Source organism: Deinococcus sp. YIM 134068 (assembly GCF_036543075.1).
Taxonomy (GTDB): domain Bacteria; phylum Deinococcota; class Deinococci; order Deinococcales; family Deinococcaceae; genus Deinococcus; species Deinococcus lichenicola.
The window spans coordinates 25088-41081 of the sequence record NZ_JAZHPF010000010.1 but is presented as its reverse complement, the minus strand read 5'-3'; the positions used below and the strand labels follow the sequence as shown (position 1 = coordinate 41081).

At 71.2% G+C, this 15994-nt stretch carries 17 protein-coding genes and 2 tRNA genes; 10 read left to right on the top strand and 9 right to left on the bottom strand.

The window, feature by feature from the left end:
* Positions 1 to 40: 40 nt before the first annotated feature.
* Positions 41 to 913: a manganese ABC transporter substrate-binding protein MntC gene (mntC, locus tag V3W47_RS11270; RefSeq protein WP_331825306.1), complete on the bottom strand. Its 873-nt coding sequence runs from the start codon at positions 911 to 913 to the stop codon at positions 41 to 43.
* Positions 914 to 1266: 353 nt separating this feature from the next.
* On the opposite strand from mntC, the gene treS reads away from it, so the two are divergent.
* The gene (gene treS, locus V3W47_RS11265; RefSeq protein ID WP_331825305.1) at positions 1267 to 2937 is read left to right on the top strand and encodes a maltose alpha-D-glucosyltransferase; all 1671 of its coding nucleotides are present in this window, start codon (positions 1267 to 1269) and stop codon (positions 2935 to 2937) included.
* A gap of 114 nt (positions 2938 to 3051) precedes the next feature.
* On the opposite strand, the gene V3W47_RS11260 is transcribed toward treS, so the two are convergent.
* On the bottom strand, positions 3052 to 3747 hold the full coding sequence (locus V3W47_RS11260) for a Bax inhibitor-1/YccA family protein (RefSeq protein WP_331825304.1): 696 nt from the start codon (positions 3745 to 3747) through the stop codon (positions 3052 to 3054).
* Between the two features lie 149 nt (positions 3748 to 3896).
* Complete coding sequence (locus tag V3W47_RS11255) at positions 3897 to 4790, bottom strand: metallophosphoesterase (RefSeq protein WP_331825303.1); 894 nt, start codon at positions 4788 to 4790, stop codon at positions 3897 to 3899.
* A 135-nt stretch (positions 4791 to 4925) separates the two neighbouring features.
* On the opposite strand from V3W47_RS11255, the gene V3W47_RS11250 reads away from it, so the two are divergent.
* From V3W47_RS11250 to V3W47_RS11240, 3 genes are all read left to right on the top strand, one after another.
* On the top strand, positions 4926 to 5213 hold the full coding sequence (locus V3W47_RS11250; RefSeq protein ID WP_331825302.1) for a hypothetical protein: 288 nt from the start codon (positions 4926 to 4928) through the stop codon (positions 5211 to 5213).
* Positions 5210 to 6028: a metallophosphoesterase gene (locus V3W47_RS11245; RefSeq protein ID WP_331825301.1), complete on the top strand. Its 819-nt coding sequence runs from the start codon at positions 5210 to 5212 to the stop codon at positions 6026 to 6028. The genes V3W47_RS11250 and V3W47_RS11245 overlap by 4 nt, the downstream gene beginning before the upstream one ends.
* A 319-nt stretch (positions 6029 to 6347) precedes the next feature.
* On the top strand, positions 6348 to 7091 hold the full coding sequence (locus V3W47_RS11240; protein ID WP_331825300.1) for a CHAD domain-containing protein: 744 nt from the start codon (positions 6348 to 6350) through the stop codon (positions 7089 to 7091).
* A gap of 308 nt (positions 7092 to 7399) precedes the next feature.
* Here V3W47_RS11240 and V3W47_RS11235 read toward each other — a convergent pair.
* Positions 7400 to 7476: transfer RNA gene (locus V3W47_RS11235), tRNA-Pro, on the bottom strand.
* Between the two features lie 76 nt (positions 7477 to 7552).
* Between V3W47_RS11235 and V3W47_RS11230 the strand changes: the two genes are divergently transcribed.
* Positions 7553 to 8815: an aminopeptidase gene (locus V3W47_RS11230; RefSeq protein WP_331825388.1), complete on the top strand. Its 1263-nt coding sequence runs from the start codon at positions 7553 to 7555 to the stop codon at positions 8813 to 8815.
* Between the two features lie 93 nt (positions 8816 to 8908).
* On the opposite strand, the gene V3W47_RS11225 is transcribed toward V3W47_RS11230, so the two are convergent.
* From V3W47_RS11225 to V3W47_RS11215, 3 genes are all read right to left on the bottom strand, one after another.
* Complete coding sequence (locus tag V3W47_RS11225) at positions 8909 to 9808, bottom strand: ROK family protein (RefSeq protein WP_442877221.1); 900 nt, start codon at positions 9806 to 9808, stop codon at positions 8909 to 8911.
* Between the two features lie 70 nt (positions 9809 to 9878).
* A complete protein-coding gene (locus V3W47_RS11220; protein WP_331825298.1) occupies positions 9879 to 10169 on the bottom strand; it encodes a hypothetical protein in 291 nt (96 codons plus the stop codon).
* On the bottom strand, positions 10166 to 10612 hold the full coding sequence (locus V3W47_RS11215) for an acyl-CoA thioesterase (protein WP_331825297.1): 447 nt from the start codon (positions 10610 to 10612) through the stop codon (positions 10166 to 10168). The genes V3W47_RS11220 and V3W47_RS11215 overlap by 4 nt, the downstream gene beginning before the upstream one ends.
* A 159-nt stretch (positions 10613 to 10771) precedes the next feature.
* Here V3W47_RS11215 and V3W47_RS11210 point away from each other — a divergent pair, with 159 nt between their 5' ends.
* The 3 genes from V3W47_RS11210 (at position 10772) to V3W47_RS11200 (ending at position 13267) form a co-directional block, all read left to right on the top strand.
* Complete coding sequence (locus V3W47_RS11210) at positions 10772 to 11155, top strand: cell division protein FtsB (RefSeq protein WP_331825296.1); 384 nt, start codon at positions 10772 to 10774, stop codon at positions 11153 to 11155.
* 162 nt (positions 11156 to 11317) lie between these two features.
* A complete protein-coding gene (gene cutA / locus V3W47_RS11205; protein WP_331825295.1) occupies positions 11318 to 11638 on the top strand; it encodes a divalent-cation tolerance protein CutA in 321 nt (106 codons plus the stop codon).
* Between the two features lie 99 nt (positions 11639 to 11737).
* Positions 11738 to 13267 carry a diguanylate cyclase domain-containing protein gene (locus V3W47_RS11200; RefSeq protein WP_331825294.1) on the top strand — a complete coding sequence of 510 codons (1530 nt, stop codon included), beginning with the start codon at positions 11738 to 11740 and terminating at the stop codon, positions 13265 to 13267.
* 91 nt (positions 13268 to 13358) lie between these two features.
* Here V3W47_RS11200 and V3W47_RS11195 read toward each other — a convergent pair.
* Positions 13359 to 13434 (bottom strand) — tRNA-Trp (locus tag V3W47_RS11195).
* A 97-nt stretch (positions 13435 to 13531) separates the two neighbouring features.
* A complete protein-coding gene (locus tag V3W47_RS11190; RefSeq protein ID WP_331825293.1) occupies positions 13532 to 13753 on the bottom strand; it encodes a hypothetical protein in 222 nt (73 codons plus the stop codon).
* Between the two features lie 70 nt (positions 13754 to 13823).
* Here V3W47_RS11190 and nth point away from each other — a divergent pair, with 70 nt between their 5' ends.
* Positions 13824 to 14495 carry an endonuclease III gene (gene nth / locus V3W47_RS11185; protein ID WP_331825292.1) on the top strand — a complete coding sequence of 224 codons (672 nt, stop codon included), beginning with the start codon at positions 13824 to 13826 and terminating at the stop codon, positions 14493 to 14495.
* Between the two features lie 127 nt (positions 14496 to 14622).
* Positions 14623 to 15861 carry an MFS transporter gene (locus tag V3W47_RS11180; protein WP_331825291.1) on the top strand — a complete coding sequence of 413 codons (1239 nt, stop codon included), beginning with the start codon at positions 14623 to 14625 and terminating at the stop codon, positions 15859 to 15861.
* The last annotated feature ends 133 nt before the right edge of the window (positions 15862 to 15994 follow it).

Below are 15994 nucleotides of genomic sequence, written 5' to 3'. Positions count from 1 at the left end.
GCTTTTCTCGACCTCTCGACTCCTTGACCCCTCGACCCACTCAGCGCAACGACCGCACCATCGTGTCCACGTTCGCCCGGAACGCCCCCAGAAACGTCTCGCCCGCGCTTCCCCCCGGCCCCAGGGCGTCGGTGTAGAGGGGCGGGGCGATCCTCGCGCCCGTCTCGCGGGCCAGCGTTTGCGCGAGGCGCGCGTTCAGCGTGTTCTCGGTGAAGATGACCCTCGCCCCGCTCTTCCTCACCGCCCCCACCAGTGCCGCCAATTCCCGCGCACTCGGCTCCCGCTCGGTGCCGATGCCGGGGATGACGGTGCCCACGACCGTCAGCCCGTAGCGCCGGGCGAGGTAGTGCAGGCTGTCGTGGTTGGTGACGATCTTGCGGCGCGCGGCGGGCACGGTGGCGAACTGCCCCTTCGCGTAGGCGTCCAACGTGTTGATCTGACGGGTAAAGGTGTTGAGGTTGGCCTGATACGTCTTCTTCCCGGCGGGGTCAAGTTTGGTCAGGACGCCCGCCACGTTGCGCGCGTACCCGGCGGCCAGCGTCGGGTCCCACCACGCATGGGGATCGAGAGGGCCGTGTTCCTCGTGCGCCTCCTCGCCCTCGTGCGCGTGCCCCTCCTCTTCCTCCAGCTCGCGCAGCTTCAGGCCCGCCGTCAGCTCGCGGACGGGAACGCTCGGCGCGGCGGCCTTCAACCTCGGCAGCCACGACTCCAGCCCCGCCCCGTTGGCGAAGAGGACGCGGCTTCCGGCCAGATTCCGAATTGCGGCGGTACTCGGCTGGAAGGTGTGCGCGTCGCCCCCCACGGGCACGATCACGTTCACCCGCACCCGCTCGCCCCCCACCGCCCGCACGAAATCGGCCACGATGCTCGTCGTCGCGCTGACGTTGAGGGGTGCCGCTGAGGCCGTGCCCATTCCCAATACGAGAGTGACGAGCAGGGGAGAAATGGAGGACCGGGGAAAGGGGCGCTGAGTCATAATGATATACCTTTATCATATTTGAGCGCAGACGGGGGAGGCGGTGCCCGGCAGCCGCAGAGTTGGAAGGCGGGCGTCGCTGAGCGGCGCTGTGTGCGACCCCTCAGTCAGCTTCGCTGACAGCTCCCCTTGAGGGGAGCCTGGTGTTGTGCCTCCCTTTAAGGGGAGGTGCCCCGCAGGGGCGGAGGGGTCGCCCCCGGCGCAATCGCCCCTCCCGTCCTTCCAGCCTTGCTTCATCTCTCACCCCTCCATCTGGCACCGCTTCCACGTCACGCCCTAGACTGCGGCCCATGACGCAAGCCGCCGCACCCGCCGCGACCTCAGAGTGGTACAAGAGCGCCGTCTTCTACGAGCTGTCCGTCCGCACCTTCGCCGACGGCAACGGCGACGGCAAGGGCGATTTTCCGGGCCTGACGGGGAGGCTCGATTACCTCAAGAACCTCGGCGTGGACTGCCTGTGGCTGCTGCCCTTCTTTCCCAGCCCGCTGCGCGACGACGGGTACGACGTGGCCGACTACCAGGGCATCCACCCCGACCTCGGGACGCTGGACGACTTCAAGGTCTTCCTGCGCGAGGCGCACGCGCGGGGCCTGCGGGTCATCGCCGACCTCGTGACGAACCACACCTCCAGCGATCACCCGTGGTTCCAGGCGGCGCGGCGCGGCCCGGTGCTGCCCGACGGCACGCCGAACGAGTACCACGACTACTACGTGTGGAGCGAGACGGGCACCGAGTACGCGGGGGCGCGGATCATCTTCACCGACACCGAGACGAGCAACTGGACGCGCGACGACCAATGCGGCAAGTACTTCTGGCACCGCTTCTTCTCGTCGCAGCCCGACCTGAACTACGACAATCCGCGCGTGGTGGAGGAGTTGCTGAGCGCCGCCCGCTTCTGGCTCGACCTCGGCGTGGACGGCTTCCGGGTGGACGCGGTGCCGTACCTGATCGAGCGCGAGGGGACGAACTGCGAGAATCTGCCGGAGACGCACGCCATCCTCCAGCGGATGCGGCAGATGGTGGACGCCGAGTATCCGGGCCGCCTGCTCCTCGCCGAGGCGAACCAGTGGCCCGAGGACGTGGTGGAGTACTTCGGGAGCGAGCAGACCCCTGAGTTCCACATGTGCTTCAACTTCCCGGTCATGCCCCGGCTGTACATGAGCCTGAGGCGCGAGGACACGACGAGCATCCGCGAGATCATGGGCCGCCTCCCGGCCATCCCCTCCTTCGGGCAGTGGGCGACCTTCCTGCGGAACCACGACGAGCTGACGCTGGAGATGGTGACGGACGACGAGCGGGCCTTCATGTACGCCGCCTACGCACCCGACACCCGCATGAAGATCAACGTGGGCATCCGCCGCCGCCTCTCGCCGCTGCTCGACAACGACCGCCGCCGGGTAGAACTGCTGACCACGGTCCTGCTCGCCCTGCCCGGCAGCCCCATCCTGTACTACGGCGACGAGATCGGCATGGGCGACGACCTCTCCCTCGCCGACCGCAACGGCGTCCGCACCCCGATGCAGTGGAACGCGGGCGTCAACGGCGGCTTCTCCACCGCCGCCCCCGAGCTGTGCTTCTTCCCGCCCATCCAGGACCCCGTGTACGGCTTCCAGCGGGTGAACGTGAACTCCCAGGAGCGCGACCCCAGCAGCCTGCTGAAGTGGCACGCCCGCCAGCTCGAACTGCGCCGCCGTCACCCCGCCTTCGCGCACGGCGACCTGACCTTCGTCGAGACGGGCAACCCCGCCGTGCTGGCCTTCACGCGCCAGTTCGAGAACGAGACCCTCCTGATCGTGAGCAACTTCGCCGGGAACGCGCAGGCCGCGCAGCTCGACCTCTCCGCCCACACGGGCCGCACGCCCGTCACCCTCGCCGGGGCGAGCCACTTCCCGCCCGTGGGCGAGGGGACGTACCCGATGATTCTGGGCAAGTACGACTATTACTGGCTGAGGCTGAACTGAAGCCGTCAGCCGTCAGCTTTCAGCGGTCAGCAGAAAGATAAAAAGAGAAGGCCCCAGCACTCGCCGGGGCCTCTTCTCTTTGCTGATCGCTGACGGCTGAGAGCTGAAAGCTCCCTAGTCGTCGCTGCTCCCCAGCCCGCCGCCGATGCCAAACAGCCGCAGGATAAACAGGAACATGTTGATGAAGTTGAGGTACAGGGCCAGCGCCCCGTTGATCGCCGCGCGCTCGGCCATCTCGCCGCTGACGCCGCTCAGCGCCAGGTTGCGGAGCATCTGGGTGTCGTAGGCGGTCAGGCCCGCGAAGAGCAGCACGCCGACGACGCTGATGCCGAGGGTCAGGAGGCTGCTCGCCAGGAACAGGTTGACGATCATGGCGACCAGCAGGCCGATCAGCGCGAAGAGGAAGAAGCGGCCCATCGCGCTCAGGTCCCGCTTGATGACGTAGCCCAGTACGCTCATCGCGCCGAAGGTCCCGGCGGTGGTGAGGAAGGCGGAGATGACGGCGCTCTGGCTGTACACCAGCAGCAGCGAGGAGAAGGTCAGGCCCGTGAGGGCGGCGTAGGCGACGAACAGCAGTCCGGCGACGGCGCTGGGCAGCCGCGAGGCGAGGCCGCTCAGCACGAACACGAGCACGAGCTGGGCGATGATGAGCGGGAAACGCAGCGCCACGACCTGCTGGGCCAGCCCCTCGTTCTGCGCGGTCAGGTAGGCGACCCCGGCGGTCAGGGCGAGGCCCGCCGCCATCCACGAGTACGTCCGCGCCATGAAGGTGCGGACCAGTGATTCCGTCCGAGTGGCAGTGATTTGCATACGAGACAGGATACGGTGCCCTGGGGTGAAAAGTTGCAAGGGAAGTCGCCAGTCGCCAGGGACCAGTCACCGGAAAGGTCAGTGTAAGCCAAAGCTAAAGCAGCTCTCCTGGCGACTGGCGACTGGAAGCTGGCGACTCTCCCCTCCCCTCATCCCTCCAGGGTCAGCACCGTGACCTCCGGCTCGCACAGATTCCGAAACGGCACGCCGCTCGTGCCCAGGCCCCGGCTGACGTAGGCGGGCGTGTCAAAAGCGCCGCGCACCCAGCCCATCGCGTACCGCTGCCCGTAGCGGCTGGGCACCACCGGGGCACCGAGGAGCGGGAGGCGAATCTGGCCGCCGTGGGTGTGCCCACACAGGGTCAGCCCGGCGGGGACGGGCAACTGGGGCAGCACGTCGGGGTTATGGCTCAGGAGGAGGGTGGCCCGCCCGTCCGCCCCGGCGAGGGCCGCCTGGGCGTCCACCTCCCCCTGCCACAGGTCGTCCACGCCGCCCACCCACAGGTCGCCTCGCACCGCCCGCCCCTCGTTCACGAGCAGGGTGACGCCCGCGCGGGTGAAGCTGGCCGTCAGGTCGGCCCGGCGCTCGGCCCAGGTGCCCCTGGCGCGGCCCCCCCGGCGCGAGTCGCGGCGACCGAACGAGTCGTAGTCGTGGTTGCCCCACACGCCGAACACGCCCAGCGGGGCGCGGAGTCGGGCGAGTTCGGGAAAGAGGGCGGCGGGCCACTCGCCGGAGGGAAGGTCCAGAAAGTCCCCCCCCAGCAGCACGAGGTCGGGCCGCTCGGCGTTCGCGGCGTCCACCCAGGCCCGGACGCTGCTCGCCCCCACGTACAGCCCGTAGTGCAGGTCGGTCAGGAAGACGGCGCGCAGGGGAGAACGCAGGCCGGGCAGGGTGGCCCGCACCCGCTCCACGCCGAAGCGGTATGCCTGCGCCGCCCCCATCCCGCCGAGGGCACCCAGCGCCGCTCCGCCCCCCAGCAGGCCGCGCCCCAGGCCCCGCAGCACCCGGCGGCGGGTGACGGGGGTGGGGTCAGAACCACGCATGGGCACCAGGGTAGGGCAGGGCGGGGGAACACATGCCCCCACTTCAGCAGAGACCGCCCCATCCGGCGTCCCCCCAAAGGGGGAGGGGGCAAATGGGGGAGGTGGGCGGCGGCGGTGACGGGTAGACTGACCGCTATGACGTGGGCGGGAGAGGTGCTGGTGGTGGACGTGCTCGACGAGGACGCGGGTCTGGCGGACGTGGAGGACACGCGGGGCCGCACGTACCAGCTTCCGGCGGAGTGGCTGCCGGGGGCGCGCGACGGGGCGGCCTACCGGGTGGCCGTGACGGACGGCGGCGTCCGGTTCACCCCCGACCCGGACGGGGCGCGGCTCCTGCGCGAGCGCAGCAAGCAGACGCTGCTCGACTTCAGCGACGCGCCCGGTGAGTCAGCCGGGGCGGAGGGGGACGGGGAACGCGCGTGACCAGACCCGTCGTGGTCATCCCGGACCTGCACGGGCGCGCGGACCTGCTCGCGGCGGCGGTCGCGCATATGGGCGAGACCCTCGGGCCGGACACGCATTTCCTGAGCCTCGGGGACGCCATCGACCGGGGACGCGGCAGCCTCGATTGCGTGGAGATTTTGCTCGACCTGCACGCGCAGGGGCGCGCGACGCTGCTGATGGGCAACCACGAGCGCATGGCGTGGGAGGGGCTGAAGTGGTTCCGGCGCTTCACGGAGACGGGCGATCCCGCCGACTACCGCCGCGCGCTGGAGGGCTACCGCTGGTGGATGGGCAACGGCGGCGAGAGCGTGCGCCGCGAGCTGGGCGGCCTGACGCTGGAACGCTTCCCGGCCAACCTCGCGGAGTTCCTGGACGAACTGCGCCGGGTGGTGTACGTCACCCCGGAGGGCGAGATCGTGGACCGCCCACCGCCCGGCCCGAGCGTCCTCGTCGCGCACGCCTGCCCGCCCGTCGCGCACCCCCAGTACCCCAACCCCGAGTCGGCGGCGCTGTGGCTGCGGCCCTTCGACGGCCCGTTCCCGCTGCCCCCCGGCGTCACGTACAGCGTCCACGGCCACACGCCCGTCCAGTCGCCGCTGCGGCTCGGGCGGCACCTCTACCTCGACCTGGGGGCCTACGAGACGGGCCGCCTCGCCGTCCTGACCGTCAACGTCCTCTCGCCGCCGCCCGTCACCATCCTGTATGGTCCGGGGCATCCCGACGCCGCGCGGCGGTATGCGGCCTTCGGGGAGACCCTGCCCACCCGGCCTGTACCGCTGCCCACCGCACGGTAGGGGCGGGAGGGATGGGTCGCCAGTCGCCCCGTTCCGTCCTTGAGGTCACGCCGCCCGGCCCCGTGTGGCTGGTCCCTTCGCTGCCGGGTGGAGAGGCCGCCCCGGCCACCGCCGTGAGAGGTTCGTTCCGGGAGTCCCTCTTGCGGGGGAGGCCGGGACTTGCGAAGCTCTGCGGGCAGCCCCACGGGGCCGCAGGTGCAGGAGGGGAGACCGTGGGCACCACCCATGACGGTCTCCGCGTTCCCGATTCGGAGAAGATCCGCCCCGACCACCCACGCGCCCAGTCCCGCCCCGTCCCGTCCCCCGGAGGAACCGACCCATGACGAAACGCAGTCCCACCGCCGAGCGGCTGGAGGACGTGTGGCCCGCGCTGAGGGCGGGCGACCCCGAGGCCGTGCATACCGCGCGCAAACTCACCCGGCGTGCCCAGGCCGAGTTGCGGGTGGCGGGTGCGCGGGGCCGGGTGCGGCGGGCGTGGCGGGACCTGCGCCGCGCCGCCGCGCCGCTTCGCGATCACGATGTGGCGGGCGGGCACCTGCGCGCGGCCCTCGCGGATCTCGGTGCCCCCGAGACCCTGCTGACGCGCTTTGGCGAGGAGTGGGCGGCGCGGCGGACGGCCCTGCTCGCGGGCACCCGCTGGCCGGAGCCGCCCCCCGCCTACGACCTCAAGGGTGGCTGGAAGGTCCGCGCCCGCAAGCTCGCCGCCGAGGACGCGGACGACCTGCTCGCGGAGGGCGAGGCCGCGCTCGCCTCGGCGGACACGGAGATGTGGCACGCCTGGCGCAAGAACCTCAAGCGCCACCGCTACACCCTCGGGCTGCTCGGCGACGTGCCGACCCCCCTCACCGACGTGCTCGACGCGCTGGGCCGTCTTCAGGACACCGAAGTCACCACCGCCCTGCTCCGGGACGACGAGGGCCTGCGCGCCCTGCTCGGCGGGTACCGCGACCTCCTGCTCGTCCACGAGGCGGCGGCGGGTCAGGCGGCCCGCGCGTGGGTGCGCGCCCTCTTCCCGGCGTTCGCGCGGACCCTCGGGGAGACGCCACCCGAGAAGAGTGCGTAGGAGGGTCAGCCCCCTCCGGGTGCGGGAAAGCCGAGTCCACCTTCGCCCCTGTGGCGGCACATCCCCGCCCATATGAAGGGATTGCCGGTGAAGGGGCACGGTTGGCGAACGGGCCGTCCCCTACTGCAAGCCCGTCGGGCGGACAATCTCCAGGCCGAGCCTCTGGTTGACGCTCAATCCCGTTGCGTCAGCGCGGACGGTGCCTGGGGAGGGGCGTCAGGAGTGGAGGCCGGAGCGCGCGTCCACCACCTCCGACCTCTCAGACCACGTCGCAAAACAAAAAACTCCCTCTGGGAGGGAGTCTGTGCTGGTCGAGGCGGCGAGATTTGAACTCACGACCCCTACCACCCCAAGGTAGTGCGCTACCAGGCTGCGCTACGCCTCGTCGTCCAGCCCCAAGACTATAGACGCCACCGCGCCGGGGGTCAAGGGTGGATGAACAGGGCCACGCCAAAGGGCGTATCCTGCGCCCCGTGAACAACCAGACAGGTGGCCTGAGTTTCGAGGAGAAGCTGCGGAACTACGCGCGGCTGGCGGTGCGGGTGGGTCTCGGCGTGCGGGAGGGCCAGCGGGTGCTGGTGCAGGCCCCGGTGGATACGGCACCGCTCGCCCGCCTCATCGTGCGCGAGGCCTATGCGGCGGGTGCCAGCTTCGCGGACGTGCGCTGGGACGACGACGACGTGCAGCTCGCCCGCTTCTCGCTGGCCCCGGACGGCAGCTTCGAGACGCTGAGCCGCTGGCGCGTGGACGCCGAGATCGAGACGGCGGAAGCGGGCGGGGCCGTCATCGCCATCCGTGCCACGAACCCCAACCTCTACGCGGGCGTGGACCCCTCGCGCGTGACGACCCACCAGCGCGCGCTCGCCACCTACCGCAAGCCCTATACCTCGCGGGTGATGACCAACCGCCTGAACTGGAACCTGATCTCCGCGCCCGTGTCCGAGTGGGCCACGCTGATGTTCCCCGGCGTGCCCGTGGAGGAGGCCGTCACCCGGCAGTGGGACGCCATCTTCGCCGCCACCCGCGCCGATCAGCCCGACCCAGTGGCGGCGTGGGAGTCGCACCTCGCCGACCTGAAGCGCCGCCGCGAGACGCTGACGGCCAGGCAGTACGCATCCCTGCACTTCCGGGGGGGCGAGACCGACCTCACCGTGGGTCTCGCGGACGACCACATCTGGGGCGGCGGCGCGGCGGACACGCCGGAGGGCATCACCTTCACGGCGAACATCCCCACCGAGGAGGTCTGGACCGCCCCGCACCGCGAGCGGGTGGACGGCGTGGTCGTGAGCACCAAGCCGCTGTCGTACAACGGCGTCCTGATCGACGGCATCCGCATTCGCTTCGAGGGTGGGCGCGTCGTGGAGGCGACCGCGCGGCAGGGCGGGGAAACCCTGCGGCAGATGATCGACACCGACGAGGGCAGCCACCGCCTCGGCGAGGTCGCCCTCGTGCCGCACTCCAGCCCCATCAGCCGCTCGGGCCTGTTCTTCTTCAACACGCTGTACGACGAGAACGCCGCCTCCCACATCGCCATCGGCAACGCCTACCGCTTCAACGTGCGCGGCGGGGTGGAGATGACGACCGAGGAGTTTAACGCGAGGGGCGGCAACGATTCGCTGACCCACGTGGACTGGATGATCGGCTCCGGGGAGATGGATGTGGACGGCGTGACGAAAGCGGGCGAGCGCGAGGCGGTGATGCGGGGGGGCGAGTTCGTTCTTTAGGGGAGAGGCGTCAGGGGTGAGGAGTTAGGCAAAGAGGGGCCTGCGACGTAAGTTGAGACGCAGGCCCTCCTAACGACTAACCCCTCCCCCCTCCTATCCCTGCTGTGCCGCCAGCGCCGCCCCGATGACCCCCGCGTCCGGCCCCAGTTGGGCGCGGCGGAGGGTGACGGGAGCGAAGCCCGCCGCGTACTCGTCGGCGGCGGCCTGCACGCCCTGAAAGAAGGGGTCGCCCACGCTGGCGACGCCCCCACCGATCACGAAGACCTCGGGGTCGAGGACCTTTTGGAGGTCGGCGAGGGCGATGCCGATGGCCCGCATCGCCTGGTTCACGACGCGGCGGGCGGCGGGGTGGCCCCCGGCGGCGAGCGCGAACGCCTCGGCGGTGGAGACCTCGCGGTTGAGGGCGTAGCTGGCGTCGCGGGCGATGGCGGTGCCGCTGGCGACGGCCTCCAACGCCCCGTCGAGGCCCGCGCCGCTCACCGGGCCGCCGGGCATGACGGTGATGTGGCCGATCTCCCCGGCGATGCCGTGCCGCCCGCGCCAGAGACGCCCCCCCAGCACGATCCCAGCGCCGATGCCCGTGCTCACCGTCACGTACACGCTGCTCTCGGTGCCGCGCGCCGCGCCCAGGTACGCCTCGGCGAGCGCGGCGGCCTTCGCGTCGTTCTCCAGCACCACCCGCTGCGCGAGGCGGTCGCGCAGGCCGTCCACGAGCGGCACGTCGAGAAAGCCGTAGATGTTGGGGGCGAACTTCACCCGCGTGCGGTCGGTGTTCAGCGGGCCGGGCACCCCCACGCCGACGAGGGTGGCGTCCGGGTGCTGGGCCTGCAACTGACGAACCTGTGCGGCCACCGCGTCGAGGACGGCCTCCCAGCCCGTCTCGGGGGTGGGCTGGACGTGCCGGTCGAGCAGTTCCCCGCCCCGGAGGACGCCCGTGGCGATCTTGGTGCCGCCCACGTCCACGCCGATGCTGACTTGATTCACGCTCTTCACCTCTCGGGGTCTGAAATAGGGCGGCCAAATGTGCGGCCCGCACTCTACCCCGTGCCCGCTGCCCCCGTGCCTACTCTTCTACTTCCGGTGAAGACGGGTCCTCCCCCAGCAGGGCCAGCGCCTCGGCGAGTTGCACCTCGGGCACGTACAGGCCCACGTCGCCCTGATAGCCGCCCGTCTCGATCTCGATGACCGGGCTGCCCATCGCCCACTGAAAGGGGGTCCGCACGACACTCACCACGCCCCCATCCGATAAGGTGCGCCGCCAGCCCTCCGCGAGCAGGCGGGGCAGGGTGTCCAGCCGCACCCACAGGTCGCCCTGGTACATCACCCGGTCCTCGAAGCGGGCCGGGCCGCTCATCGCGCCACGCCCCCCAGAACGAGCAGAGGAGCGAGGGCCAGCCGCACCCGCTCGGGCAGGGGTTCCGGGCGGTGCCCCGCGTCCACGCGCACCTGCACCGTCCGGGCGTAGGCGCAGGCCTCCCCATCTGCCGTCAGCCGCGAGACGACCGTCCAACTCGTGCGGCCCACGCGCTCCACGAGGTTCTCCACGACGACCTGCTGGCCCCAGCGCACCTCGCGGCGGTAGTCGAGTTCGAGGCGGGCGATCACCGAATGGTCGTCCTCCTCGCGCACGCCGAGGTCGCGCATCAGGATCACGCGCGACGTTTCGAGGTACTGCACGTACACGGCGTTGTTGAGGTGGCCCATCGCGTCGATGTCGCCGTACCGCATCTGAATCCCGGCCCGGTGCGCCCGGCCCCAGTCCAGCGCCGCGAGGGAGGGGTCATGGCCGCTGCTCATGGGGGTATTAGAACAGAAGCGGTCAGCTTTCAGCTCTCAGCCGTCAGCCGGGAGAGGCGATGTTCTCAGACGAATCTGGGGTAGTGGGGCGGGAGAGAGACGAAGAACGTCCTTGCTGACGGCTGACCGCTGACGGCTCCCGGCGCTATCCTCTGCCCCATGACCGCCCCCGACCCGCCGCCTCCCAATGCCACCCGTGGCCTGCGGGCGCAGTGGCGGCAGGTGCGGCGGCTGCCCTTCACCCTGATGATCACCTGCCTGCTCGCCGGACTCGGCATCGTGCAACTGACCTTCCAGCTCGGCAACCTCGCCTACCGGACCGTGACGTGGACGGGCGAGACGCGCGACTCCGAGGCGCGCATCCGGGCGCTGGAGCGCGACGTGCGCGTGCTGCGCGAGGCCGCCGCCGCCGCGCAGGACCCTTCTTACCTCGAACAGCTCGCCCGCTGTCAGGGCTTCGTCGGGGTGGAGGAGGAGGTCATCGTCGCCGTCGGTGCCCCGGAGACGCCGGGAGAGAACTGCGCGGTGCGGCGGTTGCCGTAGCGTTGCCGGGGTCGCCAGTCGCCAGCAAAGGCCGGAGGGCGGGCAGAAGCGGACGACTGAACCACGGCGAGGAGCTTCGGCCAGGGCTGCCCCCAGCTCCTCGACCCCAGACTCCTCGACCCCTCGACCTCTCCCCCCACCCGGAACGCTATCCTGCCTCCCATGTCACTCGTCGTTCTGGTCACGATTCCCCCCGAACGCGCGCACGAGCTGGCGCGAATCCTCGTCGCCGAGCGGCTGGCGGGATGCGTGAACGTGGTGGGCGGGCTGCACAGCGTCTACCGCTGGGACGGTGACGTTGCCGAGGACCCCGAATCCCTGCTGATCATCAAGACGACGGGCGAACGCTACCCCGAGCTGGAGGCGCGCGTGCGTTCCGTGCATCCCTACGAGGTGCCCGAGATCATCGCCCTGCCCTTCGACCGCGCCCTGCCGGAGTTCCAGAGCTGGCTCCTCGCCAGCACGTCGCTGAGCGGCACCTAGCCCACCGCCGGACCTGCCCTCTGTCCGGGAAGGGTGACTGTCTTGACATTTAGAGAGATTTAACAAAGCGGGGGAGGACCGGGGCACGTACACTGGTGTATGGCCGGACACAGGCAGGAGGGACGGCGGGGCCACGCGCTGAAGCAGTCTTCCGCCGGAGAGCCGCTGGAGGTGCTCGCCCTGCTCCAGGGGAGCGACCCCACCCTGATCCTCGAACGGGGGGAGGCCGGGAAGGGGACGGGCTGGCCGGGGCACGGGTGGCGCGTGGCCTTCGCCAACCTCGCCTTCGCGCGGCTGGTGGGCGGCACGCCGGAAGACATGCGGGGCGCGACGCTGGACGAGTTGTTCGCGGGGGCGGGCGAGAACCTGCGCGCCGTGGTGCCGAACGCGCTGGAGCTGGCCGAGCGGGGGCAGCCCTTCCGGGTGGACCTGCCGCTGCGGGTGGAGGATGTCCGCTGGATGGAGGCGCAGGTCACGCCGCTGCGGCTGGACGCCTCCGGCCTCGACAGCCCCGTCACGCACTGGCTGGCCGTGCTGCGGGACGTGACCGCGCAGCGTCAGGCCCTCGTGCTCGCCACCGGGCACACGCGGGCGATGCACCTCGCCGCGCGGGACGCGCCCCTGCCCGAGATCGTGGGTGCCTTGATCGCCACGCTCGACGAGCGCCTGTCCGGGAGCGCCGCCTGCGCCTCGCTCCTCGACGGGGAGGACCTGTTCCTCGTCGGCCCGCTGCGGCTGCCCCCGTCCGGCGTGGAGACCCGCCTGCCCGCGCGGGACGCCCGCGCCTTCTCGTGCGGAGGGGCCGTCTACGCGGGTCACCCTGTCCTCGCCCTCACGCCGGACGGCTTCCCGGACGCGCTGCGGGGGGACCTGCTGCGGGAGGGCTACCGCCGCGCCTACAGCGTGCCGATCCACGAGGCGGGCGGGCCGGTGCTCGGCGCGATGACCCTCTACGGTCGCCGGGCGGCCCCGCCCCACCCGGCGGAGACGGCGCTGCTCGCCCAGTTCGCCGACCTCGCCGCGCTCCTGATCGGGCGGCGGCAGGCGCTGCGGCACCTCGAACAGCTCGCCTTCCACGACACGCTCACCGGGCTGGCGAACCGGGCACACTTCATGCGGGTGCTGGAGGGGGCCTGCGCCGATCTCGACGGGTCGGCCCCCGGACGCGGCGAGAACGGACGCGGCGGGAGGAGGGGGGCCGGGACCTTCGCGGTGGGCATCCTCGATCTCAACGGCTTCAAGCTCGTCAACGACGCGCACGGGCACGCCGCCGGGGACGGGCTGCTCACCACGCTGGCGACCCGCCTCACGGCCTCGCTGCCGGGGGACGTGCTCGTGGCACGCATGGGCGGCGACGAGTTTGCCCTGCTGGTGCCGGGGGCCACCGCCCGTCGCCTCCAGTCCGTGAGAGGGACGCTCGGCAACCTGCTGGCCTCCCCGGTCACGGTGGGCGACGCGACCGTCCGCCTGTCCGGGAGCCTGGGCTGGAGCCTCGCCCCGCACGAGGCCCGGACGCCCGACGCCCTGCTGCGACAGGCCGACCGCGCCATGTACGAGGTCAAACGCGTGGCCCGCTCCTCCCGCGCCCACCTGCCGCCGGACGGCGAGGTCTTCCAGCCCCCGCTCTGAAATTGGGCTTGGAGGGGCACCGACTCACAGGGCACCCGCCGCCCACCCAGCAGAGAAAGTAAAAAACCCCGCGCGGGGCGGGGCTTTGTCTTGGCGGGCCCTGTAGGACTTGAACCCACGACCTACGGTTTTGGAGACCGCCGCTCTACCAACTGAGCTAAGGACCCGGACGCGACGTGCTGCGGGGTGGTCCCGCCACGAGCTTCGGCAGGATAGCAAAGCCCCCGGAGACGCGCAAGCCGGGAAAAGGCCTACGCTGAACGGTCAGATCACTCCGCCCCCCAGCATCAGCCGCAGGGCACCGAGCACCGCCACGACCGCGCTGAGGGTGACGGCCCCCCGGTCGCGGGCGAGCGCCCCGAAGATCAGGCCGAGGACGGCGGGCGGCAGCACGAACAGCCAGTTGAGCCACCCGAAGAAGGGCAGTAGCCCCAGCAGCAGCCCAAGCGCGGCGAGAACGCCGAAAATCAGGGACAGGGTTCGCATATCCCGGACTACGGGGAAAGTGGACACGAGGTTGCATCCATCCGGTGAGGAGAGGGATAGGCTGCGCCCCGTGTCTGTCCCCCCCGATTCCCCCTCCCCCCTCCCCGACGGGGCGCAAAACCGCGCGCCGCTCGTGCTGGCCGTGCTGGAGACGCTGTACCCAGACGCCCGCACCGAACTCGTCTTCCGCTCCCCCTTCGAACTGCTCGTCGCCACGGTCCTGAGCGCGCAGGCGACCGATGTCAGCGTGAACGCCGCCACGCCCGCCCTGTTCGCCCGCTACCCGGACGCCCACGCCATGAGTACGGCCACGCCGGAGGACATCGAGCCGCTGATCCGCGCCATCGGGCTGTACCGGGGCAAGGCGCGGAGTCTCGCGGCCCTCGCCCGCCTGCTCGTGGAGCGGCACGGGGGCGAGGTGCCGAACGATTTCGCCGCCGTGGTCGCCCTGCCCGGCGCGGGCCGCAAGACGGCCAACGTCGTCCTGAGCAACGCCTACGGCTACCCCGCCATCGCCGTGGACACCCACGTGGGCCGCCTCGCCCGCCGCCTGGGCCTGAGTGTCCAGACGAATCCCGACCGGGTGGAGGCCGACCTGGGCCGCCTCTTCCCCGAGGGGCGCTGGGTCTTCCTCCACCACGCGCTGATCTTTCACGGTCGCCGCGTGTGCGTGGCCCGCAGACCGAGGTGCCCGGCGTGCGAGATGGTGGGCTTCTGCCCGCGTGTGGGGGTGGAGGCGTGAGGGGGACGCGCCGGAAGCAGATGGCGAAGGCGGAAGGTCGAAGGCAGAAGGCTGGGAGCGGGCGGCGCTGTGTCCTTTGCCTTCCGCCCTCTGCCATTTGCCCTCTGCTTCCCCACCGGGGGCACCCGTGAAGTGGCGTTTCTCCCGCCAGGTCTGGCTCTACCTCGCCTCGGCGTTCACGTTCGGGCTGTCGCAGGCGTTCGCGGCGCTCTTTCTCAACTTCTACCTGCGGGCGCTGGGGCTGGGGGCGGAGTGGCAGGGGGTGGTGAATGCCCTCCCGGCGCTGACGCTGGCGGCCCTGAGCCTGCCCGCCGTGGCCCTCGCGCGGCGGCTCTCCAACGCCCACACCCTCAAGGTGGGGAGTGTGCTCAGCCTCGTCGGGGCGCTGATCCTCGCGCTGGCGGACGGGCCGGGGGCGGCCATCGCGGGGGCGCTCGTGCAGGGGGCGGGGGCGGCGCTGATTTCGGTGTGCGCCTCGCCCTTCATGGCGAACAACAGCGACGAGTCCACCCGCGTCACCCTGTTCAGCGTGCAGAGCGCCCTGATGACCGGTGCGGGCTTCCTGGGCAACCTGCTCGGCGGGCGGGTGCCGGGAGCGTACGCGGCGGCGACGGGCACACCCGCCGACGGGCTGGACGCCCTGCGCGCGGCCCTGCTGGTGGCGGCGGGCTTTCAACTCCTGGGGCTGCTCCCCGTCCTCTTCCTGCGTCCCAGCGGCAACCCACGTTCCGAGGGCCGCTCCTTCGCCGTGCGCGACAAGCTGACCATGATCCGGCTCGTCGCCCCGAACGTCCTCGTCGGGCTGGGGGCGGGGGCGACCATCCCCTTCCTGAACGTGTTCATCGAGGGCAAATTCCGGGTGGACTATGCCGGGCTGGGCACCCTCTTCGCCTGGACGAGCCTCGCCACCGCCGCCACCGCGCTGCTCCAGCCCCTGCTCGTGCGGCGGCTGGGCCAGCTCACCGCCGTCCTCGTGGTGCAGGCGGCGAGCCTCCCCTTCCTCGCCGTGCTGGGCTTCGCGCCGCAGCTCTGGATGGTCAGCGTGGCCTTATTTACACGCGGGGCGCTGATGAACGCGGCGGGGCCGGTCTACGGGGCCTACGCCATGTCCGCCCTCCCCGAGGAGGACCGCCCGATGTACTCCGCCGTCAACATCATCGCCTGGGACGCGGGCTGGGCCGCCAGCAGCCTCCTGTCCGGGGTGGTGCGCGGGGCGCTGCCCTTCGACCTCGCCTTTCGGGTGCTGTTCGGCTGGACCCTGCTGATGTACGCGGGGAGCGTGGTGCTGCTCTACCTCGGCCTGTACCGCCCGGCGCGGCGCAGCGGCCACCCGGCGGCGCGGCGGGCGGGGGAGGGGGCGTCGTAGAGCGGTCAGCCGTCAGCGGTCAGCGGTCAGCAGGGGTGAGGGGGGAAAGCAACAGGCCAGAGGGTGCGGCGTCCCCTCCCACGCTTCAAAAACCTCTGCCCGGTCGCCCTCTGACCTCTGCTTTCTGCCCTCC